Raw genomic sequence first — 25,659 nt, forward strand, 5'->3', positions numbered from 1 at the left:
TTTTGTTAGTAGTAAGTTAAATCTTAAATCGCTTAACCAGCTGTTGCAAATCCTGCGCCATGTTGGACAACTCCTGTGACGAAGAGGCAATTTCCTCCATAGCTGCCATTTGTTCCTGAGCAGCAGCAGATGTTGTCTGCGAGCTGTCCGCCGAATTGCGAGACAGGCTTGCCAAATGGGTAACAGTGGCGGAGACTTCCTCTGTACTGGCTGAGATTTGTTCAGCAGCAGCGGACACACTTTGAATTTGTTCCACGATATGAGAAGTAGAGCGCTCAATATTCGTAAATGCACCTTCTGCATCTTGGCTAATACGCATACCTTCACCTACCTGGTTACGAACATTACCGTTCATGGTAGCGGTAGAGCGTTGAATCAAATCGAGCATCTGAGTAATAATCTGACTGATGGAATCCGCGCTTTCCTTGGATTGCTCAGACAGCTTGCGTACCTCTATAGCGACTACGGCAAATCCACGCCCGGCTTCGCCAGCTCTGGAAGCTTCAATAGACGCGTTCAGAGACAACAAATTGGTTTGCTTGGCAATGGCGGCAATAGCCGTATTCATCTGCTTCGCATCGTCCGAGAGCTGGGATAGCTCATCCATTAGGCTAGCCGTTTGGCTGACAGCCTCCAGAATACGGTCCATTTGGGTCCGTACACTACTGATCATTTGACTGCCTTGAGCCACATCATGCTCGGTTTGTCCTGCTGAATCCACGATGGAGCTTGCCGATTCGGCAATGGTGCTGACACCCTTCGCCATTTCTTCAACGGCATTAGCGGTCTGCTCGGATGCCTCGGCGCTGGTGGCTGCATTTTCCGCGGATTCCATAACCGTTTCCGCTACATGTTGTACGGACTCCGTCGTTTGCTCTGTGCTTTCCTTGATTATCAGGGAAGAGGAAGCAAGTCGGGAGGAGGTTTGGTTGACCTCTGAGACCATCGTATGCAAGGAATGCGTCATCTGGTCAAAATTCTGTGCCAGTTCGCCGAACTCATCCTTGCTGGATAGATTAACACGTTCGGTCAGATTTCCGTCACGGACGATGCGTGTTCCTGCTTGCAGCTTGCGCAGCGGAATTAAGAATGAGCGGACCATAAGCACAATGATGATCGCCGCGGCAAGTATGGAAATAACAATCACAATCAGGCTTTGTTTCAGAATTGGTTGGGCTGCATCACTATAATCCTCCAGATCCGACAGTGCGACAATGCTCCAACCGGTGAGAGGGTCCTTAAGTGTAAAGGCCAGCATATCTCGATTCATAAATTGAATTTGCGACATGGAAGGAGTATCATTTTCGACGGTTGTCGCCACTTCGGGAAGTCCTTCTATGGCGTCAGCCGCTTTTTTGCCTGTCTTGTTGAAAGCTGTTCCAGTCCCAGATACAACTTTATGTTCAGAATCAACAATAATGAGTCCTCCGCGCTCACCAATCTTAACAGACTGCAGACTTTCACTCATTTTGTCCAGGTTCAAAGCCAGGGCAACAGCTCCTTCACCGTCCTCCAGCGTTCCCGATATATTAACGACTAAATTCCCTGTCGTGACGCTGGCAACTGGAACACCGACGAATACTTTACCCTTTTCCAGCATCGCGTTTTTGTACCATTTTCTCTCCCTGGGATCATAATCGGACTCCTGTTTTTTCGGCGAACGTATGTATTGCCCCTTCTCATTGCCGAGAAGCGCTGCATCTAGCTCGGGGTGAGCCTTGACGATAACATCTAACTTTTTCTGAAGGGTCTCTTGGTTGGTACCAATGGAATCAGAATTGATTTCAGTGGTAAGCACGTCCAGGTCTTTCATAATAGGCGCTACATACTGATTGACATTGCTCCGGATCAGATACAGATTCGTGTATACGGAACCGCCCATTTGCTGACTGAGTTGTGTCGTAGCCCCCTGATAAGAAAAGTACCCGATAAGTACGCTCGGAATCAATAACACAGCTAAAAAAGATATTATTAATCTTGTCCTCATTAAATAAAACTGCTTGAGAAACCTGTTCCACCACGGAACTGTTTGTTTTGTTTTAGTCATAGTTCTTGCTCCTCTGTGTCTGATGATCACTACATTGTTTTATTCGACATAAACCGACGAATTTTATAGATGTAATCATTGGGAAACGAGAAATAGTAGCATATTTTAGACACTTTTTTTGAAAAACAGGTCTAAAGAACTATGATTAATATTAATGCGAACACATAAAAAGCCAAATCGGAGATGCAAAAGCATCTTCACAATTTGGCTTGGGTGAGTCATGAAGGGGACATTGAACTGTTAATTTTTTTGCTGACGTGAAATCATAAAGAGCGTAATCCAGATGAGCATAAAACCAGTCAATTGCGCTACAGTAACGATTTGCTGAAATGCGATCCAATTAATCACGACACCCACCATGGGAAAGCTCAATTCTGCCATCGTAGCATAAGACGCTTTGGTCGTACTTAAGCCTTTGTAATACAGCAATAAGCTAAGAAGACCCGGAAGCAATGCCTGCAATAGCAAGTTGATAATCACAGCTGCGCCTGCCCATGTACCGGCAGGCATATTCCATGGCGCATGCTCTACAGAGGTGAGGACAATTAGCAGAGGGAGCGCCACCATGAAGCGGAGGGAGGTTACCGTTTCATATTTCATTGAACGAAGCAAGTAGCTTCCCATGACTGTCGAACCGCCCCACAGAACCGCTGCACCCAGTGCAAGTAGACTACCGACCTGGACAAAATCACGAACATGCCCGAAGGGGAGCGACCAACCGAAGGTCAGAAGATACGTCCCGAACAGAGCGACGACAATTAATAATCCAAAATGACGCGGCAGCATTTCCTTCAATATAACGCGGGCCAGAATAATAGCGACCAATGGTTGAAGCTTCTGGAGTAAGAGTACAGCATTCAGATCACCGTTGCTGAGCGCCATGGTAAAAATCACGCTGGCCAGAGCCGAGCCGCCCCACGAGACGAACAAAATAGCGAAAACTTGACGAAGCCGTACCGCTTTGAGTTCCTCACGATGCTTCCACAGCATCGGTGTCAGAGCGAGGAAGAGCAGCACATGCTCCATTAGTACAATTTGTGTTGAAGTAAATGATTTTAGCAAAATAATACGAAACAGCGGATCAGCGCCCCACAAGGCTGCCCCAATTGCGACCAGCCAAAAACCGCTTTTCATGTGGGAGCTATGATCAAAACCTTTGGATGTTAGTACAGTAGAAGATTGACTCATACTCAATTAGCTCCTTGCGAATACAGGACCGGTGGCACAAAAACCCCCGTCCATGGCGAAAGGCCATGCAAGACGGGGGTTGATCAAATAAACTTGCCGCTTTATGCAAGTTAAATGAAGTTACTGCAAAACCAATAAGCAGCATTCATCCACTTCGCGGCATGTTGATATTTCGATCTTCTTCCATCCGGACTTTACCGTCGGCTTTGGCATCTCACCAAATCAGTCTGTATCCTGTTGCTAGATACAGAGTCGCGGGCTTAGCTCCATGAGCCATACCGCCGGTTGGGAATCTCACCCTACCCCGAAGATCCTTATTCCGTTTTTTAATTTCTCCTATAGGATATACCTGTTTTAGAATGAAGTCCAGTGAAAAATGTGTGTATATCTAACAATGATTTTCATCTATTTTTCGAAAGCGTTTTACTAAGTTACATACTACGAAGCAATATCCTTATACTCAATACGTCGAATCGCAGCATAAGCCACAAGCATTCCCAGTATAGAGAAGCCGATTTGCACGGGGGCAATGGAGCTGAGTGTAGCGCCGTTATTATTGGAGAAAAGCAATGCTACAATCAGAATTGAGGTCACAATGGTGGTGGGTACAGAGTATCTTCGCATCCCCATATACAGCGGAATCAGCCCCATAAAACTGGCAGCAACGGCATTGATCAGCGTCCGTGCTGATTGTTGACCCAGTATCGAAAGAGTAAGGTTATCCGGTACAATCAAGAAAAACTGATTGAGCAGATGAATAGCAGCCGTAATGATTATTTCCGATATAATAATGGACAAGAAGGTAAACAGCAGCACAACCAAGAGCTTGGCGATCATCAGCTTTTGACGGTGAATCGGATATATAAATAGGATCGTAATCGATTTGGACTTAAATTCCCCGACGATAAAGCGGCACAGGAGAACGGAGGCAAACACAATAAATGTGCCCCGAACCATAATGTCCATGAGATCGAGAAGCTGAGTGTACTGTGTAAATTCGGGTATTCCTTCACTTTGGCTGTCCAGCGCAATGATGCAGAGCAGCCCAAGAATGCATGCATTGGCGATTAGTGCCGAACGGATATAACCCGCCAGATGAAATTTTTTCAGCTCCAGTTGCATCAATTTAAGCATGAAGATCACCTCCGTTTAACAGGCGCAAAAAGTAGTCTTCCAGCGTACTGCTTTTCTGATGTATGGAATCCACCTCTATATCATTTAAAATGAGGGTTTTCGTAATTTGTTTCTGCGGCACATTTGAATCGTAAATACGTATACTCTGTTCATTGAGTACCCTTATATTATTCAGATTCAGATGATGGGAGAGGACGTAGGTCGCTTTTTTACAATCGTTGGTCGTAAATTCGATATATTCCGTATTGGTTTCCCGCACCTGTTCCATCGACACTTCCTCAATCAGCCTTCCGTGATTAATCACGCCTACCGTATCCGCAATCTGCTCTATTTCCGCTAAAATATGGCTGGACACGAGCAGAGTCATCCCATATTCCTTGCATAGCATGTGAAATAACTGGCGGATTTCCTTGATTCCCACCGGGTCCAATCCATTAATCGGTTCATCCAAAATGAGTAGCTCTGGCTTAGTTGCAATAGCGCGGGCAATCCCGAGACGCTGTTTCATACCCAGCGAAAAATCCTTTACCGGCTTGTCATCCGCATTTCGCAAATTCACTAATTCCAAGGCATCCAGAACAGCCTGCTTATTATAGTAGCCCATGTATTCACAATGAAGTTCGAGATTTTGCTGTGCCGTCAGCCTATCATAAAAAATCGGGTATTCAATAATCGAACCCATCCGTCCGAGCAGATGATACGACTTTGGCGTTACTTTCTCACCGAATAATTCAATTTCACCCGATGTCGGCTTGAGTAAATTCGTAATCATTTTCATTATCGTCGTCTTGCCCGCCCCGTTAGGACCGAGAAAGCCGTAGGTTTCTCCCTTGCGCACATTCATGCTAACTCCTGCTACAATCTCTTTGCCCTTCAGGGCTTTTGTCAACTGATGTGTACGTATTACGTAATTCATGGATGTTCTCCCTTCGTATACTGCTGATAATTCAAGGATAAAGGGCGAAATGTTCATTTTTCTTTCGTGATTCTTACAAATTTATTAAGTTGAGCACAAATCGAATTATAAAAATGCTGAGTTCGATTAATAGTTAATTTTCTTCAATGTAAAAGAGAAGACCGTTCGCTCATAAGGTCTGCTAGTCAATTGAATTTCTCCATTCATCGTTTCAACCAGACGTTTGGCAATCGTAAGGCCCAGTCCGCTGCCTTGTACCGCCTTATTGCGAGAGTCCTCCAGTGTGTACATACGTTCAAAAACTTTATCTTGCTCAGATTCCTGTATCCCTTTCCCACGATCCCATACCTCTATACGCACCGTATCCTGCTGTTCCGATAGAGTCAGACCCAACGTCCGTCCATCTGCCCCGTAGCGAATGGCATTCGAGATCAGATTGTTCAGCACCCGCCCAATGGCTCCTTCGTTTCCCAAGGCATGAATGGGGTGCTCCGGGATCTCAATATGCACAGTAAACCCCTGTGCAGTCAGCAGGTCGTAAAACTCCAAAATGCTGCGTCTGCACAGTTCTCCCACTTCCAGTCGTGTCAACGGAATATCCGTATCATTAGCTTCCAGTTTCGCCAAATTAAAAAAGCTTCCGATCAACTCAATCGCTTCGCTTGTCTTTTGATGAATTTTAGATAGCAGCTTTATACGTTCTTCCGGCAAAATAGTCGGATCGCCATCCAGCATCTCGGCATATCCAAGCACAACCGTAAGCGGGGTCTTGAGATCGTGGGAAATGTTTGAAATCATTTTGCGCATGGCGATTTGGCTACGGTTGTAATCTGCTGACACTCTGAGATTCAAGTCCAGCAGTCGATTAATTTCCGTCATGAGTCGTTGCAGTTCAACGTCACCTGTGACATATAGCAGCTTTTCCGCATGATTCACCGTCACTATTCGCTCTAGTAGGGCTCGGATATCCCTTATTTTGCGCTTATTGGCCATACGCTCCCGCCAAAGCCATACTATAACGACTGACATGATGAGACCGACAATCCATTCAGAAATGTTTTCGATGTTCATATCAGCCATTCTCCCATTTGTAGCCAATGCCCCATAGCGTTTTAATGTGGACAGGATGAGAGGGATCTTCTTCAATTTTCTCACGCAGGCGGCGAATATGGACGTTAATCACGTTCTCGTCGCCCATATAATCGTCCTTCCAAATAAATCCGTATAATTGTGCTTTTGTAAATACCCGGTTTGGATTGGCTACAAACAGCTTCAAAATATCGGATTCTTTGGCTGTTAGCTGAATTTCGTTTTCATTGCGTATGACTGTAAAATGATCAAAATCAATGCACAGACTGCCGTAGGTCAAAACTTGTGCTTGCGGCTGTTCCTCCTGCTGTTGCTGACGGGCATATGTAGTAGATCTGCGGATCGCGGACTGAATACGAGCGGTCATTTCCAGCATTGAAAAAGGTTTGGCAATATAATCGTCTGCCCCAAAGCCCAGTCCAAGCGCTTTATCCACGTCGCTGTCCTTGGCTGACATAATCAGAATCGGGACGGCGCTATGGGTACGAATTCGTCGAATCACCTCCATACCGTCCACCTTCGGCATCATCAAATCCACCAGTACCAGATCATAGGTATGACGTTCAAAGGCAAGAAGCCCCTCTTCCCCGTCATAGGCAGTGGTTAGGCTGTATCCTTCCTTAGTGAGTGCTTTAAGTAGCATTTCGGCAATGGATAGATCGTCTTCAATAAGTAAAATATGCTGTGGCATAGGTGTGGAACACCCCTAATTTTTAGATTAAGCTCGTGTGACGAACTGTACCTGAATTATATAGAGCAGTGGAGGGGATTTCCATAAAAAATATCCAAAGAAAAAATGAAAACTCCCTGGATCGTCCCAAGGAGTTACGTAATCAGCTGTGTCTGGCAATATATCTTTCCTCTATTATACTGAAAGAGTTTATAATCCGATGTTTGAAATACAGTGTTATAATATCCGGGGCATGCCTTATTATGAGAGATTAGGTATGTCGAATCACGCTGCGGTACAGGAGCGTCAATAAAGGAGAGCAACGATGTTTGTCATACGAGGAACACAAAAACTGCTGAAGGAATGGGAGACTGAACCACTTCAAGTTGATATTTATCCGCCTTTAAATAGTTGGCATGCCAGCTTATTTTTACTGAATCGAAGAAAAAATATAGTGTTTATGCATGATATATCCCGCTTAAGCATCACGCTGTTTGGGATTAAAAAATCGCAGTACAAAAACTTGCCGACTCTTTTTATACAAGCCTTGAAGGAATTAATGATCAGCGAAGGGTTTGATGAGCAGATCGTGAAGGCATACACACAGGAAGGCGAGCAGATGCTGGCAACTACGACGAATAGACATAGTGTGTTGGTAACCTTAGATGAGATTATATTTATTATGAAGGAACTGGATATGGAGCATGGGTGCGAGCTGGAAAAAAACCAGTGGAATAACCGGATTGTTTTCAAAACTGTTGAATACAAGTACCCTGTTGATGTTTTTAAAGAAGTGCTGGAAAAGCATTATAAACTAGAGCGGATTTGAGAAATTTATGATTTTACGAAATGAGTTCCATTTATTCCCTCTGTCCTATATAATCTAATATAGTTCTAAAAGACTATATAAAGAGAGGTAAGGGGTAAATGAAGATTAAATTAAGAAATAAAACTGGAATGATCAAGGAACGCAAAGTAGGTTTTTCATGGACTACGCTCTTTTTCGGTTTTTTCCCTGCGTTGTTTAGAGGGGATTGGAAGTGGGCTGTTATTATTTTTCTGGTATCGATCCTTACGAGTGGGGCGTCCAATTTTGTATTTTGCTTCATTTATAATCGCTTACATATTAATGATCTGCTGTCCCAAGGCTATGGCCCTGCTACTAAGAAATCCCAATCTATCCTGATTTCTAAGGGATTTATTGCTGAAAATTACGCTGCTAACTTTGCAGGTTAATTTGAGAGCTGTTTGTTAAACGAGACGTATCAAAAGGGCATCCACCAAAGTCCATACGGGCGGGGGAGGCTCTTTTTTTATAACTCACATGATAGCAACGCTTGCGATGAAATGAATCATAGCGCAATAAGCGGCACACTTTGGTAAAATAAAACGATACAGGGTTTGACACCATCGGTCAGACTTATAAAACGGGGGGTACATAACGAAAGATGAAGAGGATTATTGATATAGCCAAAGAAGCAGGAATTGAAGAAGAACATCTAGAGACGTATGGAAAATATAAAGCAAAGCTGAACCCGTCCCTGTGGGAGCAGTTAAAGGATCGTCCGAATGGAAAGCTGGTGCTGGTTACGGCGATGAACCCCACGCCAGCGGGAGAAGGCAAAACGCTGACCACCATTGGACTGTCGCAGGCGCTGAATGCGCTGGGGCATAAAACCGTTGCTGCGTTACGTGAGCCGTCCCTTGGCCCTTGCTTCGGCATGAAAGGAGGAGCAACTGGGGGAGGACAAGCCCAGATTGTTCCAGCAGAAGACATTAACCTCCATTTTACAGGTGATATTCACGCGATTTCGGCAGCGCATAATTTGCTGGCAGCGATGATCGATAACCACTTATTTCATGGAAATGCTTTGCGGTTGAAACCCGAGCGGATTGTGTGGAAACGCGCTGTCGATATGAACGACCGGAGTTTACGAAACATTGTAACCGGATTGGGGTCAGGTAATGGAGCAGTGAGAGAAAGTGGTTTTCTGATTACCTCGGCTTCAGAAGTGATGGCCGTATTATGTTTAAGTGAAGATATGGACGATCTTAAAGTGCGATTGGGTCGGATGGTGATTGGTTATAACGAAGATGGCGAAACGGTAACAGCTGAGGAACTACATGCGGTGGAAGGTATGGCTGTGCTGCTTCGGGAAGCATTGAAACCCAATCTGGTGCAGACGTTGGAGGGAACTCCAGTTATTGTGCACGGCGGACCTTTTGCGAATATTGCGCATGGATGCAGTAGTTTGATCGGTACGAAGCTAGCCCTGAAGCTGGGAGAGGTGGTTGTCACGGAGGCTGGGTTCGGGGCTGAGCTGGGGGCAGAAAAGTTTTTTGACATCAAGTGCCGTCAATCCGGTTTGCAGCCAGATGCGGCTCTGTTGGTCGTAACCGTCAAAGCGCTGAAATATAACGGCGGTGTAGCTAAAAATGAGCTGGACGCAGAAAATCTGGAGCAATTGCAACTTGGATTAGCCAACATGAATCGGCATGTACGGAATTTGCAAAAGTTTGGCGTGCCAGTACTGGTAGCGGTCAACCATTTTGTAACAGATAGCGAAGCCGAGCTGGAACTGATTTTCTCGGAATGCCGCAAGCTGGGAGTACCCGTAGAGTTGTCACAGGTGTGGGCACAGGGAAGCCAAGGGGGAGAAAAGCTGGCCCAAAGCCTGCTCAACCTGCTCCAGGAGGACAAGGCCCATTTTGCACCATTGTATGAGCATACCCTTGATTTGCAAGCGAAAATTAGTGTTATTGCGAAGGAGATTTACGGTGCGGCAGAGGTAGCTTACACTCCTGCGGCCAAACGGGTGTTGGCCGGTATGGAGCAGCTTGGTTTTGGACAACTGCCTGTATGCATGGCCAAAACGCCGTATTCTTTCTCAGATCAACCTTCTCTGCTAGGTGCACCGGAAGGCTTTACCATTCACGTGTCCAGCGTTGCTTTGTCTGCAGGGGCAGGCTTTGTGGTCGTGGAAACAGGCAATACTATGACGATGCCAGGATTGCCCAAATCGCCAGCAGCTGAGCATATGTCGCTGGAGGCAGATGGAAGCATTCAAGGTCTAATGTAGTATCTTTAGAAAATGGCAGCTTCTCAGGATGAAGTGCCAAGCAGTTTGGGCAGTGCAGTAAGCAGCTTTTGTCGGGTTATGGCATCGCTCCAGTTCCAGCGTTCAGCTTCTACGAAATATACCCGACCTTGACGTACAGCATGGAGGCTGCGCCAGAGAGGGCTGCTGATCATGCGTTCCAGCGTACGTTTGGATTCTGGGCTGTCGGGACAAGCATAAAAATGCGGTCCCCGGCGTAATCAGGCAATTCGCTTGGATCTATTTCCGCGAAGCCGTGTCCCTCGTCGAGCACCCTTTGGATCGGTTCAACGGGCTGAAAGCCCTGGGGGTGGTAGAGGGACGAAGAGAATCCGGACATACCCATGACAAAGAGCCGATCACCATGATCGAAGATGAAGACGGAGGCCGTTTCTCCAGCTGTGATTTGCGTACCGAGCTGCTGCCACATTGCCAGATTACGAGCTGTGAAGGTAGACAACCAGCGCTCGGCCTCGCGCTCCTTACCGAGCCAGACGCCAAGTGTACGCATCCGTTCCTCCAGCGTGGCGAAGGAGTTGAAGGTGACGGTGGGGGCGATGCTGGCAATGCGCTCATATTCCTGTTCATCCGAATTGGCGATGATAATTAGATCAGGATCAAGAGCGCTGGTCAAGCGGGCATCCAGTGGAAGGCCCACATCGGCAACATTCACAAGACGATGTTTATAGACACTGTATTCACTGAGTTGCAGACTTCCGCCGATGGCTTTGGCCCCTAATGCCAATAGATCGCCCATCGTTTCTCCATGATAGATGATGCGGCTTGCTCGGCGCGGAATATGAATATGGTGACCCGTCCAATCCTTGACGCGCACAGAACCGGAGACAGAAAGTGCGTACTTGCCAGGGGGAATCCCGGTCATTTGCCTAAACCGTCGATTAAAATAATATTCGTCAGAGAAACCAACCTGACGGGCAATTTCACGTAAAGGCCGTTTGCAATCCAGCAGCAGCCGCTTGGCATGATTCAAGCGCAGCTCAGTGAGGTAATGCAGCGGCTTTTTGCCTGTAATTTTACGAAACATTTGTGAGTATTGCCAAATGGAAACGTTCGCCTGCTCGGCAAGCTGCTTGACGGTAATGGGCTTTTCATAGTTGTTTTCCATATAGGAGAGAGTGCCTTCTACCGATGCTGGCAATGCCGGATTAGAGGTATTATTTTGATCAATAGGGGTGAGGTCTTCCTGCCACAGCAAGAGCAACTCTTGAAACAGGATTTGCTGCCGTAATACGGATGTTTGGTTATGCGGCTGTACCGTTTGTTGGGTACTATGAAATAGCTTTTCAATCAACTGAATAAGCTTGGAGGAAGAAGAGGAGACGATATATTCACGCGGTCCCGGCAGGACAGCTCCATGATATATGGATGGCATTCGCGCTGCGTGTTCAGCCAAGGCCATGTCGGCTTGTGGTTCCGACGGCAAAGCGATGACCTCAAACGTGATTTTGTAGTATCCGGGTACAGTTCCATTCAGGGGAGCGATTTGATAGGATTCACCTGGAGCTAGCCAATACCTATGACCTGTATGGAATAGATACTGCTCTGGGCCAATGTCCACCCTCCCTGTCCCACAGATGAACATAAGCAGACAGTGATATGAATTGGGACGTGATAATAATTCATCGGTAGGCTCACCAACTAACGCAATTTCTTTAAAATGAAAAAGCAATGAGCTGAACGGGGGAGGATATATGGACGACGGAGACTGGTTCACGGTATTGCTCCTTTTATTGAGAATGGTTATCATGCATATATAAGTATACCTCCTTTAGGTTCAACAAAAAAGAAGCCTATCAACAAGTGTTGATAAGTTTCTCCAATTTTATTTGATGAGCTTGGGCAATTCCTCCAGCAGCCATTCTCGAGTGGAAGCATCACTTTCGGTTTTGCCAATATCCTGAATGTACACTCGCCCCTGTTTGACAGCAGGAAGCTGGAGCCACAGCTTGCTTTTCATTAACTGTTCGGTGGATTGTTCGGCTTCTGAACCTGGTGTTCTTAGTATAAAAATCCGATCTCCAGCGTATTGTCCGATCACTTCCTGAGATATTTGTACAAATCCTTTGTCTTCATCCAGTGCTTTCTGGATAGGAGGGGTAGGTTTGAAACCATTCTTTTCATACAGTATCTGTGATAGTCCGGTCCGTCCCATTGCGAATAAACGGTCACCTGGATAGTAGGTAAAGACTGAAGCTGTTTCCCCCGCCTTAACACCTTCTGCGTGAAGTTTGGTCCACATCTCCGCTTCCTTTATTTTATATTGGGCAAGCCAATCTTCAGCAGCCTTTTTCTTGTTCACAATGTCTCCGAGATGCAGCAAACGTTCGTTTAACGGAGCAAAGGTATCGAACATAATTGTAGGTGCAATTTTTGTTAACGCTGCGTATTGTTTTTCATCTGTATCGGCGGTAATGATCAGGTCGGGCTGTAGTTCCAAGGCTTTTTCCAAATTAATCGGGAACCCCAGGTCGGCCACGTTCTGAACCTGCTTTTCGTAAACCTTGCCTTCAATCATAGAAGTCGATGTACCTACAGCTTGTACGCCTAAAACCAATAAATCCCCATAGTTTTCTCCAAAGTAAGCAATGCGCCGAGGAGTCGTGGGAATATTCACTGTATGTCCCTTATAGTCTGTGTATTCACGAGTTGTGGCAGCTTCCGATGTTTTTGTAGATGCTGTTGTGTTGCTGCTTGCACTCTGATTGTCAGACGCGCCGCATCCCAGCAGCAATGCCCCCATAAGAAAGAATAGGCAGATGAGAGCAGTGTATTGTCGAGTGGATTTTTTGTTGATTGTCGAGTTCTTGTTGGTCATAGCAACCTCCGTATAATAGAATGATTCAGAATTTTGCAAATGAGAATTATTATCACAAAAGCTATGATAAGCGCTGAACCCTCAATACTCAATGGACAAACTTGGTCAATGAATCCGATTTTGTACAAAATAAGTCTCAGGTGTTCTTAGCTCATTTCATTCTTCAAATTTTATTGATTTGTCATTTTTTATGGTATAGAATATCATTTTTATACATTTGAAAGGGGTTTTGAAATGGCATTGTTTATTACATATGTTTTACTAGGTTTCTCTATAGCACTACCTGTAGGTACAATTACGGTTGAAATGACGAAGCAAGGGCTAAAGAATGGATTCATGCATGGTTGGATTGTGGGCCTTGGGGGGATGACCATCGATTTGTTATTGATCACTGGCTTGTATTTTGGTCTAGCCTCAGTCTTGTCATTACCTGTTGTACAAGTGATTATGTGGTTCGTTGGAGCCCTTTTTTTGTGCTACGTGGGGTACGACAGTATTAAAAATGCGGATCATGATATTGCGCTAGAAGGAGAGAAAAAGACGAAATCATTATTTTCTTCCTATAAAAATGGGCTGCTTGTAGCTGTTTCACCAGGAAATTTAGTGTTCTGGGTGAGTGTTTTTGGAACTGTGCTGGCAAGTTCATTTGAACGGTCAAATACAAGTCACTTCTTGATTGTTGGCTTAGGTATTTTGTTTGGAATTCTTATCCATGATTTAGGCTTGATGACCCTCGTAGCCACAACACGAAAAGCCATGAATCGAACCGCCATCAAGTGGGTTACAATCGGTGCAGGCGTGGTTTTGATCGGTTTTTCGATTTATTTTCTGTATGAATTTATGATCACTCTCCAAAAGATTTTATAGCATTACGCAAGGATACGTTCAAGCTTGTCATGCCAGTCTGCATAAATCGAACAAGTCCTTCATAGACATGTACTAATTCATTTAAAACATGTGCTGAAGGGGTTGATGACATGCGCCGGATTTCATGGATGCTCGCCATGGTCATGTGTGTAACGCTGCTGCTGGCCGGGTGCGGCAAGAAGAGCGCGGACGATGTGGTTAAAGATTTGAGTGACGTGGTGAGCGACCTGAACAGCTACCACGGTACAGCTTTGATGACGCTGCATACCGGCGACACGCCGCAGGAATACAAGGTGGATATTTCCTACCGCAAGCCGTCCTATTACCGAATTGCCATGACGAACGAGAAAAAGGATGTTACGCAAATTGTGCTTCGTAATGATGAGGGTGTATTTGTGCTAACACCCAGCCTGAACAAAAGCTTCCGTTTCAAAAGCGACTGGCCAAACAATCAGGGTCAAGTATATTTATATGAAACGTTGGTTCGCAGCATTATCGGCGATGCCTCCCGTCAGTTGGCTACCGACGATAAATCCTATGTGTTTGATGTGGCAGCGAATTACAACAGCCATGCGCTGGTGAGACAAAAGATATGGCTGTCCAAAAATGACTATGCACCCACTCAGGTACAGGTGTCTGATGCGAATGCCAAGGTAGTTGTTGATCTGAAATTCGATCAATTTGCTTTTGATACGAAGTTTGACAAGGACTCTTTTGATATGGAGCGGAATATGGCTTCAGGTAAGACGAGTACAGGTAGCGCAGGGGCGCCATCTTCCGGAGCAGTAGATCCCAGCAGTCAGCTTGATCCTTCCGGTGCGATGGATGGGACGACTGGCGTGACGACTGGCGAACCCGGACAAGAGCAGGGGACCGCAGGGGATGCAGTCCAGCAACCGTCAGGGCAAGCCAAGGTGGACGGTACTGCCACAAACGATACGTCCAAACCGGACAAAGCAGCCAACGCAGAGAGGCAGCAACAAACCCCGGGCACATCGGATGCTGCAAACGGAACGTCAGCGGGAACAGATGCGGCAGAAGCTGTGATGGGTGAGTTCGGCTTGATCGAACCGTCCTACACGCCAGCCGGAGTACAGATCAAGGATACGCCGGAGCTGGAGGATAATGGTACACATGCCGTGATGCTACGGTATAGTGGAACATATAATTATACCATTGTGGAGGCACGTCCAAAAGATCGGGCGGTCGCACTGGCCGCAGGCGAACTGGTTGATATAGGAGGAAGCTTCGCCGTGCTAACCGGAAGCGAACAGCAGACGATGACCTGGATGAATGACGGAATCGAGTTCAGAATCACCAGTGCTGACCTGCCTGTGAGCGAAATGATACAAATTGCCGCTTCTATACAGGATCAATCGGGTAAATAAAATTTTATAGACGGATGCAGACGGTCTAGAGTGTAAAAATGCTCTGCTGCCGCCCGTATCCGTCTTTTGTTCATTCGCAGTCTAAGATGTGCATCGCTTGTATATCCTGTTCTATTGTAGAGATGGTAGAGGAGGCTGGTAAAGCCCCCCTGCCATTGACAGCCACGTTTTTGAACATTACCATTAACCTTTGGAAGCAAGCACTTTTGCCACACTCCGAATGGTAAAAGGTTATGTTACAGGCTAACAATTGAAGAAGGTGACTGGATTTGCAAGCACAATACAGATCGACCCGGGCCGAAATCAACCTGGATCACCTTGGCGCCAACTATGAAGCTTTTCGCAAGGCATTGCCAGCGGATAAGCTGATACTGGTCTGTGTCAAGGCGAATGCCTACGGACACGGTGCCGTGGAAATTTCAAAGGAATTGGAACGCCTTGGTGCGGATTATTTGAGCGTCGCTTTTCTGGATGAAGCGTTGGAGCTTCGTCATGCGGGGGTTCAGCTACCGATTCTTGTACTCGGCTATACCCCACCGGAAGCTGTACAAACGGCTTGGGAGCATGATATCTCATTGACTGTGTTCAGTGAAGAAGTGCTGGAGGGTATCCGCAGACTGGACTGCCAAGGAAATGAACGCAAGCTGAAGGTGCACATCAAAATAGACAGCGGCATGGGAAGACTGGGTTTGCTGCCTGGAGAAGAGGCTATGGCTTTTGTCCGGCAGGCTCACGAATTAGAGCAGGTGCTGCTGGAAGGCATGTACACCCATTTTGCCCGCGCGGATGAAGAAGACAAAAGCTATACACTGCTACAATATGATCGGTTTCGGGGCGTGGCGGAAGCGCTAAGGGAACAAGGTATCACCATTCCCATTATACATACGGCTAATAGCGCCGCTACCATTGATACCCCTTCTCTTTCCCCCAATATGGTGCGGATTGGTATCAGTATATACGGTCTGTATCCGTCTGATGAGGTTAACCGGCAAGCCATTGAACTGCTGCCTGTATTGTCATTGAAGACGGCGGTGGTTTATACCAAGACGCTTCCTCCCGGCTGGGGAGTTAGCTATGGCACCCGGTATGTGACTTCCAGTGAAGAACGGATCGGTACACTGCCAATCGGCTATGCGGATGGATACTCCCGCATGCTGAGTGGGAAGATCGAAGTATTGATACGCGGTCGCCGCGTCCCGGTACTCGGCACGATTTGCATGGACCAGTGTATGGTATCCTTACAATCTTTCGCAGAAGATGCGGAAGAAATCCAAACCGGCGAAGAGGTTGTTCTCATCGGTCAGCAGTCCGGCGAAACTATCGCGGCGGATGAGCTGGCATCCAAGCTTGGTACGATCCACTATGAGGTGATCTGCATGATCGCAGACAGGGTACCGCGTGTATACACACGAGGCCATGTTCCTGTTATTCGAGTGAACTCGCTTCTTCCAACCCACTGGAATTAATTTCATAACGCAAATTACCGAATAAAAGCAGGAGTTTTCGCAGAACGTCCCGAAATATGTACAAAGGAAAGAAAAGAGCGCTATAACTGTCAAAAGACGCATCAGGCTCCGCTGACACTTGTATTTCGGGGATCAAACGCCTGTACGAAAACGAACTGCGTAGTTTATAATGGAATGCAGCATAGATGATATACGAATATCATATACATTCTTGTATTCCGTTTGAATAAATTACCGGGAATAACGTTATAATGGTACAATGGCGACAAGGTTTTGGGGGTGGAAGAGAAGTTGGCCAATTTGCAGAACACCAAAAGAATAATGATCAGTTTGCCAGATCATCTCTTGCAGGAAGTGGACGGGATCGTAGCTATGGAAAATTCCAACCGCAGTGAATTTATCAGGCAGGCCATGAAGCTGTATGTAGGCGAACGTAAAAAACGTTACATTCGTGAAGCTATGCAGCGTGGATACATGGAAATGGCTAAAATTAACTTGACCATGGCATCCGAAGCCTTTCACGCGGAGGAAGATGCAAACAGCACCTTGGGCCGTACAGTTAGCGGGGTGTAATCCATATTGATCGTAAAGCGCGGCGACGTTTTTTTTTGCAGACCTTTCACCCGTAGTCGGTTCCGAGCAAGGTGGCGTCAGACCTGTGCTGATCATTCAAAATGATATCGGCAATCGGTTTAGTCCTACCGTGATCGTGGCAGCTATCACCGCTCAGATTCAGAAGGCAAAGCTGCCTACACACGTGGAAATCGACGCGGCGACGCATGGCTTTGATCGTGATTCTGTTGTTCTTCTGGAGCAAATTCGGACGATCGACAAGCAAAGGCTTACCGACAAAATCACCCACTTAGATGAAGAAACTATGCGCAAAGTGAGCGATTCGCTACAAATCAGTCTCGGTTTGATTGATTTTTAGCGTGATGGAACGACGAGTGAAACGGGAAAAGGGCAGCGCTTGGGCGCTGTCCTTTTGCGTGTCTGATGAAAAATGCAGGTAGGGCTTGCTCTAACGGCACCTGCTGGCGCTTTGAATCATTTTTTGTGATAATGAAAGACATGCTGTATGACAAGAGTTGTGAGGAAGAAGGGATAGGTTTGTCTAACGAGGAAACGAAGACCGAAATCCGGCAGGAGCCGAACGAAGCAGAACGCCAAGAGCGGATTGTCAAACAAGTGGCGAGAGAGCTGTCGCTGGCACTCAAGCAAATCCGGACAACGATCAGTTTGTTGGATGAAGGGAATACAATTCCTTTTATCGCGCGTTATCGTAAGGAAATGACAGGAGAGCTGGATGAAAATCAGCTACGTGAAATTGAAGATCGTGTAGTGTATTTGCGTAATCTGGAGGATCGTAAGGTAGAGGTCATCCGCATTATTGATGAGCAGGGCAAGCTGACGGAAGACCTGCAGGCGGCTATCACCTCTGCGGTTAAACTTCAGGAAGTGGAGGATCTGTACCGTCCGTATCGGCAAAAGCGCAAAACCCGCGCCAGTGTAGCAAAGGAACGGGGACTGGAGCCGCTGTCCATCTGGATCTGGAGCCAGCCGAAGCAGGGCGATGCTCTGAAAGAAGCCGAGTCTTATGTAAATGCGGAACTGGGAGTGGACAGCGCTGAGGCGGCCATCCAAGGAGCCTTGGACATTTTAGCTGAAAATATAGCGGATGATGCGGCTATTCGCCAATGGGTACGCCGATATACGCTGGACCATGGTATGCTGACCTCCGAAGCGAAGGACGCAGAGCAAGAATCCGTGTATGAGAACTACTACAGCTATCGTGAACTCGCTAAGAAAATGCCACCTCACCGTATTCTGGCGATTAATCGCGGGGAGCGGGAAGGCATTCTTAAGGTTGGTCTGGAGGTAGTGCCAGATTCTATTTACAATTACGTGGCAGGCCAAGTGATTAAAGGATCGTCTGTCGTGCAAGATCTGCTGCGCAGTGTCATTGAGGATGCGTATAAAAGACTTATCGCGCCGTCTATCGAGCGTGAAGTGCGCGCTGAAATGACGGAGAAGGGCGAGCAGCAGGCGATCTCCATTTTTGCAGGCAACTTGCGCAGCCTGTTGCTACAGGCTCCGATCAAGGGCCGACGTGTGCTCGGTGTCGATCCGGCCTATCGGACAGGCTGCAAGCTGGCGGTTGTCGATGACACCGGCAAGCTGCTCGAAGTGGCTGTGACGTATCCGACACCACCGAACAACAAGAAGCGCGAGGCTGCTGAAAAGTTCAAGCAGCTGATTGCCCAATACGGGATCGAATTGATTGTCATTGGTAACGGAACCGCTTCGCGCGAGACAGAGCAATTCGTAGCGGAAGTCATCGCGGACATTGGTGACAGCAGTCTAGCGTATCTGATCGTCAATGAGGCGGGCGCAAGCGTATACTCTGCCTCCAAGCTGGCACAGGAGGAATTTCCCGATTTAGACGTGGCCGAGCGCAGTGCGGCTTCCATCGCACGTCGTGTGCAGGACCCGCTGGCTGAGCTGGTCAAGATTGAGCCGAAGGCTATTGGTGTAGGCCAATACCAGCATGATGTGTCGCAGAAACATCTGGATGAAAGCTTAAAGGACGTTGTCGAATCAGCCGTTAACCATGTCGGTGTAGATGTGAACACGGCTTCTTCTGCGCTGTTATCCTATGTAGCAGGGATCAATGCGACGATTGCCAAAAACATCGTTAAGTACCGTGAGGAAAACGGTAAATTCAGCAACCGTCGTCAGTTGCAGAAGGTGCCGCGTCTTGGTGCAAAAACCTACGAGCAATCTGTTGGCTTTATCCGTATACCGGGTGGAGAAAATCCGCTGGATCGCACACCGATTCACCCTGAATCCTATGCTGTCGTAGACCGCCTGTTGGCGGAACTGGCCATCGATGCCCACGATCTGGGCACCAAGGCTGCAACGGAAGCACTGAACGTGTCCAACATTGACGAACTAGCTGCGAAGCTGGAAGTCGGCGTGCCGACACTGAAGGATATTCTGGACAGTCTCCAGCGTCCGGGCCGTGACCCGCGTGACGAGCTGCCGTTACCTGTATTCCGCAAGGATGTGCTGAAGATCGAGGATCTGGCACCGGGTATGGAGCTTCAGGGAACCGTCCGCAATGTCATTGATTTTGGCGCGTTTGTCGATATCGGTATTAAAAGTGACGGGTTGGTTCATATTTCACAGCTGCGCAGTGGCTTCGTAAAGCATCCGATGGATGTCGTATCTGTCGGTGATAACGTAACGGTGTGGGTGTTAAATGTTGATTTGAAAAAAGGCAGGGTTGGTCTGACGATGAAACCTCCTGCAGAGGCGCAATCGCAGGCATAATACTTTAAATAAAACTGTGCAACCTTCTTGTGAAGGGTTAACAAAAGCCGGAATCTCCGAACTGCATCGGAGATTCCGGCTTTCATTTTGGATGCCTTTAGCTTTTACCCGTTGTTGGCATCGAACTCCACGCCAGGTGCTTTATGATAAAAAAACCAACAATCGTTCAACAGTTTAATTTGGCGCCGGTCCTTTTTGTAAAAGGCCCGCATGAGCTGATTGCTGAGCCATTGAGGCAAGCCGATCTCCTCCTCTGCGTTACATCTGTATGCTTAGCATATGGGGTGGGTACCTAAAGTGTGCTTATGAATTGGGGGTTAGACTTCGGTCGTTATTTTATAATATGCTTGTCAGTAAGGAGCAAAGGAGGAGAGACCGTAAGGATGGAGTCCAAGTCCCTGAACAATTCAATGAACCATTCAATGAGCCATTCTATGAGTAATGAAGAGCTTCAAGAATGGGTAGAGCGCATTTCGCTGGAGAGCTTCGGTGTGCCGTTTCGACATCAAGCCACCTTTAATGTACGTCTGTCTTCCACAGGCGGTAGGTATTTTATGAAAAGTCATCATATTGAAATTAATCCACATCAACTCGCAGCTTACGGACGTTCTGAGGTGGAGAAAATTATTAAGCATGAGCTGTGCCATTATCATTTACATTTGCGCGGGATGGGCTATCAGCATCGAGATGCTGACTTCAAAGCATGGTTGGCCCGTGTAGGAGGAAGCAGGCATTGTCAGACTCTGCCGGGAAGAACGGAACGTAAGCCTCAGCCTTATCGTTACAAGCTAGTATGCGTTTCCTGTAAACAGGAGTATATGCGCAAGCGTAAGATGAATCCTCAGCGATATCGCTGTGGGAAATGTGGAGGTAAGCTTCGCCTGTTGGCACTTGACGGCACCCCCTGAATCATGGTAAATTAACCATACTGTAAGATAATTTACAGTAATGTTCCCTGATAGCTCAGTTGGTAGAGCACTCGACTGTTAATCGAGTTGTCACAGGTTCGAGTCCTGTTCGGGGAGCCATGGAGAGGTACCCAAGTGGCTATAAGGGGACCCTCTGCTAAGGGGTTAGGCTGCGAAAGCGGTGCGAGGGTTCGAATCCCTCTCTCTCCGTTGGTATTTTAAGTAGAAAAAGGACGCTCGTATGCATTGTAATGATGCTTGCGAGCGTCCTTTTTGTCTAGATCTGCTTTGAAAATAACGGTGGACTGAAATTCGTTTAAATGGAGAGACGAACGTGCTGCGTACGGCATGAAGCGACGTCAGCCTGTCTTGTAAGCAGCCAATGACTTCTATTTCACAGTGTCGGCCTCAACTGTCTTGAGTATGTTCAACAGAGCATGAGCGACGCCATCTTCCGTATTAGTCAGAGTCACTTCGGAGCAGACGGCCTTAATGTCGTCTTTTGCATTGCCCATGGCAATGCCTCTTCCTGCCATTGTCAGCATGGAGATATCGTTGTAACTGTCCCCAATCGCTACAGCTTCCTGCATGGGAATGCTCAGATGATTCGCCAGATAACGCAATGCATTACCTTTAGACGCGTCCTTATGCTCGACTTCAAAGTTACGGTCTGAAGAGATGACCATGTTCAGGCCCTGAAAACTTTGGTAACGCTCACGGCCCCGATCCAATTTGGCTTGATCAAAGGAGAAACAGAGCACGTTATAAATCTCTACATCCAGTGGAATGTCCTCATATGAAGCGATGCGGGTATGTCCGGTCTGTTCATATTGTTTTTCGGCTGCGTGTAATAATGTATCCAGCGAAATATCCGGGTTGGCGCTCAGCAATCGATCCATTTCAACAGCAAGTAGCTGATGTCCGTTTTGTGGAGAATAAATAGCGCGGTCTGTCATGACCTCATAGTAAAAGTCGTTATCGTGCAGCCAGCTCAGCACTTCAAACGTTTCACTGCGGCCCATAGGAGTAGAGGTTAACTGACGACGATGCACATCGTGTACGGTTGCCCCGTTTGCTCCAATGACGGGAGTTATAAGTTCTGCTTCCTCTAGCTTTGTCCAGGCGTCATAAGCGGCTCTACCAGTGGCAATTGTCACCTGAACGCCTTGCTTTTGTGCTTGGCGTATAGCCTCCGCGTTCACTTTGCTTATTTTTCCTTCCTCGTTCAGCAGTGTTCCATCCATATCAATCGCAAACAGTTTCATTTCTCTCCAACTCCTGTCTTTCGATATCTCTGTGATAAATCTTGAGTTCTAGCTAAGCAGTCTCATATTTTATGAGGGGACAACAACTTCAATATCATGATGTTGCAAAATTTCCAGCATTGCTGGTTCTGGCAAGCGATCGGTGATCACGATATTAACTTCAGATAAATCAGCAAAACGATACGGGAAATTAATTCCGAATTTCGAATGGTCCGCAAGGATGATCACCTGATCCGCCTGTTTCATCATCTGATGCTTCAGCATACCGTCTTCTTCATGAATCAGGCTTAGTCCGTGAGATGATATGCCTCCAATCCCGATAAAAGCTTTGTCTACAAAATAGTGAGACAAAGTGGCGATTACGGACGAGCCATATACATACCGGTGCTCTTTTTGCAGGCGGCCTCCCAACAGATGAATGGAGACACCGTCTTTTCCAGATAGTACGTCGGCCTGATTAATTGAATTGGTGATAACCGAACATTCCTGCACATTCAGTCTTTCTGCACACGCCTGTACGGTGGTAGAGGAATCCAATATAATACGATCCCTATCTCGTACCATGTTGGCAGCCAATTGTCCGATCACTTGTTTCTCCTCAGATACAGTAAGCAGTCTTTCGTTATAATTTCCAATTGGATCGTGATGCAGTTTAGGGAGAAGGGCGCCGCCGCGGGTGCGAATAATTTTTTGATGCTCCTCAAGTTTTACCAGGTCTCGACGGGCCGTATCCCGTGAAACATTAAAAATTTCACAAATATCATCCACCGAAATACGCTTGTGAAGCTGTAAGTAATCAACGATTTTTAACATTCGTTCTTCCTGATACATAGAAAGCTCCTCTGATATATAATGATTTCGGTATCTCGTAAGTGATTATAAGTAAATGTAAGTGATATTGCAATCATTTATCATGATTTTTCAGGGATTAAATGATTCTAGATAAGTTAATGTAAGTGGACATGCATTTTGTAATGATAAAAACTGCTTTTTTTAAAATTTCAAAAATAAGTATTGCCATTTGTTATTCTATTTGATATACTCTTTCTTGTCGCCAAGTTGGCGCATAATAATAAGGCCCGTTGGTCAAGGGGTTAAGACACCTCCCTTTCACGGAGGTAACAGGGGTTCGAATCCCCTACGGGTCATTGTTGTCTTTATAGACTACATGTTGCATGCTTAAGGGAAATTCCTGAGGTCTGGTCTAATGGCGGACAGCTTGGATGAACAGCATGAGCCATTAGCTCAGTTGGTAGAGCACCTGACTTTTAATCAGGGTGTCGAAGGTTCGAGTCCTTCATGGCTCACCATTTATATTTTGTTATGCGGTCGTGGTGGAATGGCAGACACGCTATCTTGAGGGGGTAGTGAGCGTACGCTCGTGGAGGTTCGAGTCCTCTCGACCGCATCAATGGAATGAACGGAAAAGTCTCTCGCGGTAGAGGCTTTTTTTATTTGTGTAATGATGTAATAAAGTAATGATTATGATGAAATAATGATTCCATAGTATAATATAACGCCATAATGTTATAGAATGATAAGTATAAACTTATGAAGTGACGGTGAAAAATATGGACACTCAACTGTTAGGAAATATATCAGAAAATATTTTGGGCTTGTTTCCGATTGTGAAGAAGAAATTTTTCACCTACGGTCCGCTCGATTTCCCATTACACTTGTCGCCTAATAACTTTCAGGTGCTAATGCTCCTGCGTGAAGTACGTTCGTCTACGGTATCTGATTTATCCAAACAGCTCAATGTCTCACGTCCGAACATGACTCCTCTTCTGGACAAACTGGTGGAGCATGGGTTGGCTGACCGCCAGTCGTGTGATTCGGATCGCAGAGTCGTGAATGTGGCGATTACACAGGAAGGCGATGCTTTTTGTGAACAGGTATTTCATACCTTCTCCAATAAAATTCAAGAAAGACTGGTGTATCTGCCAGAAGAAGATTTATTGCATCTGAGTGAAACTTTGAATGAATTGAAGCATATTTTACTTAAAATCGACAACTCTGCTACGTGATTGGCGTAAGTGGACTGGCTTAAAGACCGCCCTTTCTTCGGAAAACAGGCGGTTTTTGTTGCGTGTTGTGGTATAATGGAAACCAACATACATAATTCGGTAATTTTAGCATACGTGATCTTTGAAATGGGAACAGAGAACATGATATCGTTATTTGAGAGCCTGCTAGGGAGGAAGGAACTTCTATGCAATCTATTTACCATCGCATCGAGGAACTCATCAAGGAACGGGGAATGACGAAAAAGGCGTTCTGCCAGCAGTTAGGCATTAGTACAGGGAACTTCGGGGATTGGAAAAGAGGAAAAACGACGCCGGGCACGAATAAACTCATTGAAATCGCTTCTTTTTTTGATGCGAGTCTGGACTGGATTATGCTGGGTCGAGATATACAGGGTGAGGTGCTAAAGGAGTCGCAAGACCCTTATTTTTTTGACGCTTCAGGGCAACTGAATTGCCAGGGGGAACCGCTTAGTGAGGCGGAAAGAAATTTTATACTTGAGTATATTGAATTTACCCGCTTTCGTAAAGAGAAAAACCAGCGCAATTCTACTATGGGGTAATGGTTGCTTAGGATTTAATGGGGATTACTAATGAGTAAGGCTGAAAAATGAAAATTATTTCAGAAAAAGTTACTGTTTCGGAGGGGAAACATTTTGGGAGATCAAACTATTTATCAACGGATTGAAGCTTTGATTAAAGATCGGGGAATGACCAAGAAGGCATTTTGTGAAAAGCTTAAAATCAGTTCAGGGAATCTCGGTGATTGGAGAAGGGGGAAAACAACGCCGGGTACCACTCATTTAATTCAGATTTCGGACTTTTTTAATGTATCGCTCGATTGGTTAATGAAAGGGATTAAGCCGGGAGAAGGCGTACTTCAGGAGCAGAAGGCTGCTTATTTTTTTGGAGTGATGGGGCCACTGAATTGCCAGGCAGAAGATCTTGAGACGGAAGAACAGAATTTTATTTTAGAATATGTTGAATTTGCGAAATATCGTAAGCAAAAAAGTGAGAAGGATAAAACAAAGCCGGAATGATTTTTTTGGCTAAAGATTGTCTGGGTTGAAAACCCGTAAACGAACTGGAGGGGTTCGCTTTACGGGTTTATTTGGTTTCTTGGTGATATGGAATGACCTGTATGTAACTGGAATGCTTGTTGGATTTAGAGTGGCGATGCCTCCTTATAATCGTTATCGTCGATGTTCAGAATTGCAGCAACTTGTTTTCTGTACCTTTGTGCTTTGCGGGTGCCGTGAATCAGATTGGACAAGCGTGAAGGCGGAATATTGTGTGTCTCACAAAATGTTTTCTGATCCAGTCGAAGTTCGACAAGCCGTTGTTTGATGGCCCACCCGAAGGAGGTGACAGGCATTTTGTTGTTCAAAAGAAATCGCCCCTTACGGATTCTTACGGAATAATTGGTGTGT

General features: G+C 46.3%; 25 protein-coding genes, 5 tRNA genes, 1 pseudogene and 1 riboswitch. Of the genes and pseudogenes, 18 read left to right on the forward strand and 13 right to left on the reverse strand.

Annotation, left to right across the window (positions count from 1 at the left end):
- Positions 1-16 precede the first annotated feature (16 nt).
- The 6 genes from ACWA2B_RS01265 to ACWA2B_RS01290 form a co-directional block, all read right to left on the reverse strand.
- Positions 17-2,047, reverse strand: a complete 2,031-nt coding sequence (locus tag ACWA2B_RS01265) for a methyl-accepting chemotaxis protein (protein ID WP_165144886.1) — start codon at positions 2,045-2,047, stop codon at positions 17-19.
- Positions 2,048-2,287: 240 nt separating this feature from the next.
- Entirely contained in the window at positions 2,288-3,235 is a 948-nt protein-coding gene (locus tag ACWA2B_RS01270) for a DMT family transporter (RefSeq protein ID WP_340954696.1), read from the reverse strand.
- Between the two features lie 171 nt (positions 3,236-3,406).
- Positions 3,407-3,551: riboswitch (FMN riboswitch) on the reverse strand.
- Between the two features lie 122 nt (positions 3,552-3,673).
- The gene (locus ACWA2B_RS01275; protein ID WP_449291614.1) at positions 3,674-4,369 is read right to left on the reverse strand and encodes an ABC transporter permease; all 696 of its coding nucleotides are present in this window, start codon (positions 4,367-4,369) and stop codon (positions 3,674-3,676) included.
- Positions 4,362-5,285, reverse strand: a complete 924-nt coding sequence (locus ACWA2B_RS01280) for an ABC transporter ATP-binding protein (RefSeq protein WP_449291615.1) — start codon at positions 5,283-5,285, stop codon at positions 4,362-4,364. Before ACWA2B_RS01280 ends, ACWA2B_RS01275 begins: the two co-directional genes overlap by 8 nt.
- Positions 5,286-5,411: 126 nt before the next feature.
- On the reverse strand, positions 5,412-6,356 hold the full coding sequence (locus ACWA2B_RS01285) for a sensor histidine kinase (RefSeq protein WP_449291616.1): 945 nt from the start codon (positions 6,354-6,356) through the stop codon (positions 5,412-5,414).
- A gap of 1 nt (position 6,357) precedes the next feature.
- Positions 6,358-7,065, reverse strand: a complete 708-nt coding sequence (locus ACWA2B_RS01290; protein ID WP_029516330.1) for a response regulator transcription factor — start codon at positions 7,063-7,065, stop codon at positions 6,358-6,360.
- A 304-nt stretch (positions 7,066-7,369) separates the two neighbouring features.
- On the opposite strand from ACWA2B_RS01290, the gene ACWA2B_RS01295 reads away from it, so the two are divergent.
- The 3 genes from ACWA2B_RS01295 to ACWA2B_RS01305 all read left to right on the forward strand — a co-directional run bounded on the left by ACWA2B_RS01295 (position 7,370) and on the right by ACWA2B_RS01305 (position 10,124).
- Positions 7,370-7,873 (forward strand): DUF6933 domain-containing protein, encoded by a 504-nt coding sequence (locus ACWA2B_RS01295; protein WP_029516337.1) that lies wholly within the window; start codon positions 7,370-7,372, stop codon positions 7,871-7,873.
- 98 nt (positions 7,874-7,971) lie between these two features.
- Positions 7,972-8,280 (forward strand): hypothetical protein, encoded by a 309-nt coding sequence (locus ACWA2B_RS01300; protein ID WP_029516338.1) that lies wholly within the window; start codon positions 7,972-7,974, stop codon positions 8,278-8,280.
- 212 nt (positions 8,281-8,492) lie between these two features.
- Positions 8,493-10,124, forward strand: a complete 1,632-nt coding sequence (locus ACWA2B_RS01305) for a formate--tetrahydrofolate ligase (protein WP_449291617.1) — start codon at positions 8,493-8,495, stop codon at positions 10,122-10,124.
- A gap of 23 nt (positions 10,125-10,147) precedes the next feature.
- Here the strand turns inward: ACWA2B_RS01305 and ACWA2B_RS01310 are convergent, their stop codons facing one another.
- The 3 genes from ACWA2B_RS01310 to ACWA2B_RS01320 form a co-directional block, all read right to left on the reverse strand.
- A complete protein-coding gene (locus ACWA2B_RS01310) occupies positions 10,148-10,297 on the reverse strand; it encodes a hypothetical protein (RefSeq protein WP_449291618.1) in 150 nt (49 codons plus the stop codon).
- Entirely contained in the window at positions 10,294-11,877 is a 1,584-nt protein-coding gene (locus tag ACWA2B_RS01315) for a helix-turn-helix domain-containing protein (protein WP_449291619.1), read from the reverse strand. The genes ACWA2B_RS01310 and ACWA2B_RS01315 overlap by 4 nt, the downstream gene beginning before the upstream one ends.
- Before the next feature lie 108 nt (positions 11,878-11,985).
- On the reverse strand, positions 11,986-12,978 hold the full coding sequence (locus ACWA2B_RS01320; protein ID WP_449291620.1) for an ABC transporter substrate-binding protein: 993 nt from the start codon (positions 12,976-12,978) through the stop codon (positions 11,986-11,988).
- A gap of 234 nt (positions 12,979-13,212) precedes the next feature.
- Here ACWA2B_RS01320 and ACWA2B_RS01325 point away from each other — a divergent pair, with 234 nt between their 5' ends.
- From ACWA2B_RS01325 to ACWA2B_RS01350, 6 genes and pseudogenes are all read left to right on the forward strand, one after another.
- On the forward strand, positions 13,213-13,845 hold the full coding sequence (locus ACWA2B_RS01325; protein WP_449291621.1) for a LysE family translocator: 633 nt from the start codon (positions 13,213-13,215) through the stop codon (positions 13,843-13,845).
- Between the two features lie 110 nt (positions 13,846-13,955).
- Positions 13,956-15,233 carry a DUF4367 domain-containing protein gene (locus tag ACWA2B_RS01330; protein ID WP_449291622.1) on the forward strand — a complete coding sequence of 426 codons (1,278 nt, stop codon included), beginning with the start codon at positions 13,956-13,958 and terminating at the stop codon, positions 15,231-15,233.
- A 269-nt stretch (positions 15,234-15,502) separates the two neighbouring features.
- Positions 15,503-16,699: an alanine racemase gene (alr, locus tag ACWA2B_RS01335; RefSeq protein ID WP_039269622.1), complete on the forward strand. Its 1,197-nt coding sequence runs from the start codon at positions 15,503-15,505 to the stop codon at positions 16,697-16,699.
- A 291-nt stretch (positions 16,700-16,990) separates the two neighbouring features.
- Positions 16,991-17,272, forward strand: coding sequence for a CopG family ribbon-helix-helix protein (locus ACWA2B_RS01340; RefSeq protein ID WP_007429334.1), 282 nt, complete (start codon positions 16,991-16,993; stop codon positions 17,270-17,272).
- A gap of 6 nt (positions 17,273-17,278) precedes the next feature.
- A pseudogene (locus ACWA2B_RS01345) lies at positions 17,279-17,630 on the forward strand (type II toxin-antitoxin system PemK/MazF family toxin).
- 179 nt (positions 17,631-17,809) lie between these two features.
- Positions 17,810-20,032 (forward strand): Tex family protein, encoded by a 2,223-nt coding sequence (locus tag ACWA2B_RS01350; RefSeq protein WP_449291720.1) that lies wholly within the window; start codon positions 17,810-17,812, stop codon positions 20,030-20,032.
- Between the two features lie 104 nt (positions 20,033-20,136).
- Here ACWA2B_RS01350 and cmpA read toward each other — a convergent pair whose 3' ends face one another.
- Positions 20,137-20,271, reverse strand: a complete 135-nt coding sequence (gene cmpA / locus ACWA2B_RS01355) for a cortex morphogenetic protein CmpA (protein ID WP_007429337.1) — start codon at positions 20,269-20,271, stop codon at positions 20,137-20,139.
- Between the two features lie 144 nt (positions 20,272-20,415).
- On the opposite strand from cmpA, the gene ACWA2B_RS01360 reads away from it, so the two are divergent.
- From ACWA2B_RS01360 to ACWA2B_RS01370, 3 genes are all read left to right on the forward strand, one after another.
- Complete coding sequence (locus tag ACWA2B_RS01360; RefSeq protein WP_029516345.1) at positions 20,416-20,940, forward strand: SprT family protein; 525 nt, start codon at positions 20,416-20,418, stop codon at positions 20,938-20,940.
- Between the two features lie 44 nt (positions 20,941-20,984).
- Positions 20,985-21,060, forward strand: a tRNA-Asn gene (locus ACWA2B_RS01365).
- A 1-nt stretch (position 21,061) separates the two neighbouring features.
- Positions 21,062-21,150, forward strand: a tRNA-Ser gene (locus ACWA2B_RS01370).
- Positions 21,151-21,329: 179 nt separating this feature from the next.
- On the opposite strand, the gene ACWA2B_RS01375 is transcribed toward ACWA2B_RS01370, so the two are convergent.
- On the reverse strand, positions 21,330-22,205 hold the full coding sequence (locus ACWA2B_RS01375; protein ID WP_029516346.1) for a Cof-type HAD-IIB family hydrolase: 876 nt from the start codon (positions 22,203-22,205) through the stop codon (positions 21,330-21,332).
- Positions 22,206-22,274: 69 nt separating this feature from the next.
- Positions 22,275-23,036, reverse strand: coding sequence for a DeoR/GlpR family DNA-binding transcription regulator (locus tag ACWA2B_RS01380; RefSeq protein ID WP_029516347.1), 762 nt, complete (start codon positions 23,034-23,036; stop codon positions 22,275-22,277).
- Positions 23,037-23,281: 245 nt separating this feature from the next.
- On the opposite strand from ACWA2B_RS01380, the gene ACWA2B_RS01385 reads away from it, so the two are divergent.
- The 6 genes from ACWA2B_RS01385 to ACWA2B_RS01410 all read left to right on the forward strand — a co-directional run bounded on the left by ACWA2B_RS01385 (position 23,282) and on the right by ACWA2B_RS01410 (position 25,269).
- Positions 23,282-23,353 (forward strand) — tRNA-Glu (locus ACWA2B_RS01385).
- Positions 23,354-23,439: 86 nt separating this feature from the next.
- Positions 23,440-23,515, forward strand: a tRNA-Lys gene (locus ACWA2B_RS01390).
- A 15-nt stretch (positions 23,516-23,530) separates the two neighbouring features.
- Positions 23,531-23,613, forward strand: a tRNA-Leu gene (locus ACWA2B_RS01395).
- Between the two features lie 163 nt (positions 23,614-23,776).
- Positions 23,777-24,232, forward strand: coding sequence for a MarR family winged helix-turn-helix transcriptional regulator (locus tag ACWA2B_RS01400; protein ID WP_023987598.1), 456 nt, complete (start codon positions 23,777-23,779; stop codon positions 24,230-24,232).
- Positions 24,233-24,417: 185 nt separating this feature from the next.
- Complete coding sequence (locus ACWA2B_RS01405) at positions 24,418-24,792, forward strand: helix-turn-helix domain-containing protein (protein WP_318626934.1); 375 nt, start codon at positions 24,418-24,420, stop codon at positions 24,790-24,792.
- Positions 24,793-24,885: 93 nt separating this feature from the next.
- Positions 24,886-25,269, forward strand: a complete 384-nt coding sequence (locus tag ACWA2B_RS01410; RefSeq protein WP_013309253.1) for a helix-turn-helix domain-containing protein — start codon at positions 24,886-24,888, stop codon at positions 25,267-25,269.
- 125 nt (positions 25,270-25,394) lie between these two features.
- Here ACWA2B_RS01410 and ACWA2B_RS01415 read toward each other — a convergent pair whose 3' ends face one another.
- Positions 25,395-25,616, reverse strand: a complete 222-nt coding sequence (locus ACWA2B_RS01415; RefSeq protein ID WP_029516349.1) for a hypothetical protein — start codon at positions 25,614-25,616, stop codon at positions 25,395-25,397.
- Between the last annotated feature and the right edge of the window lie 43 nt (positions 25,617-25,659).

The organism is Paenibacillus sp. CMM36 (genome assembly GCF_053570945.1).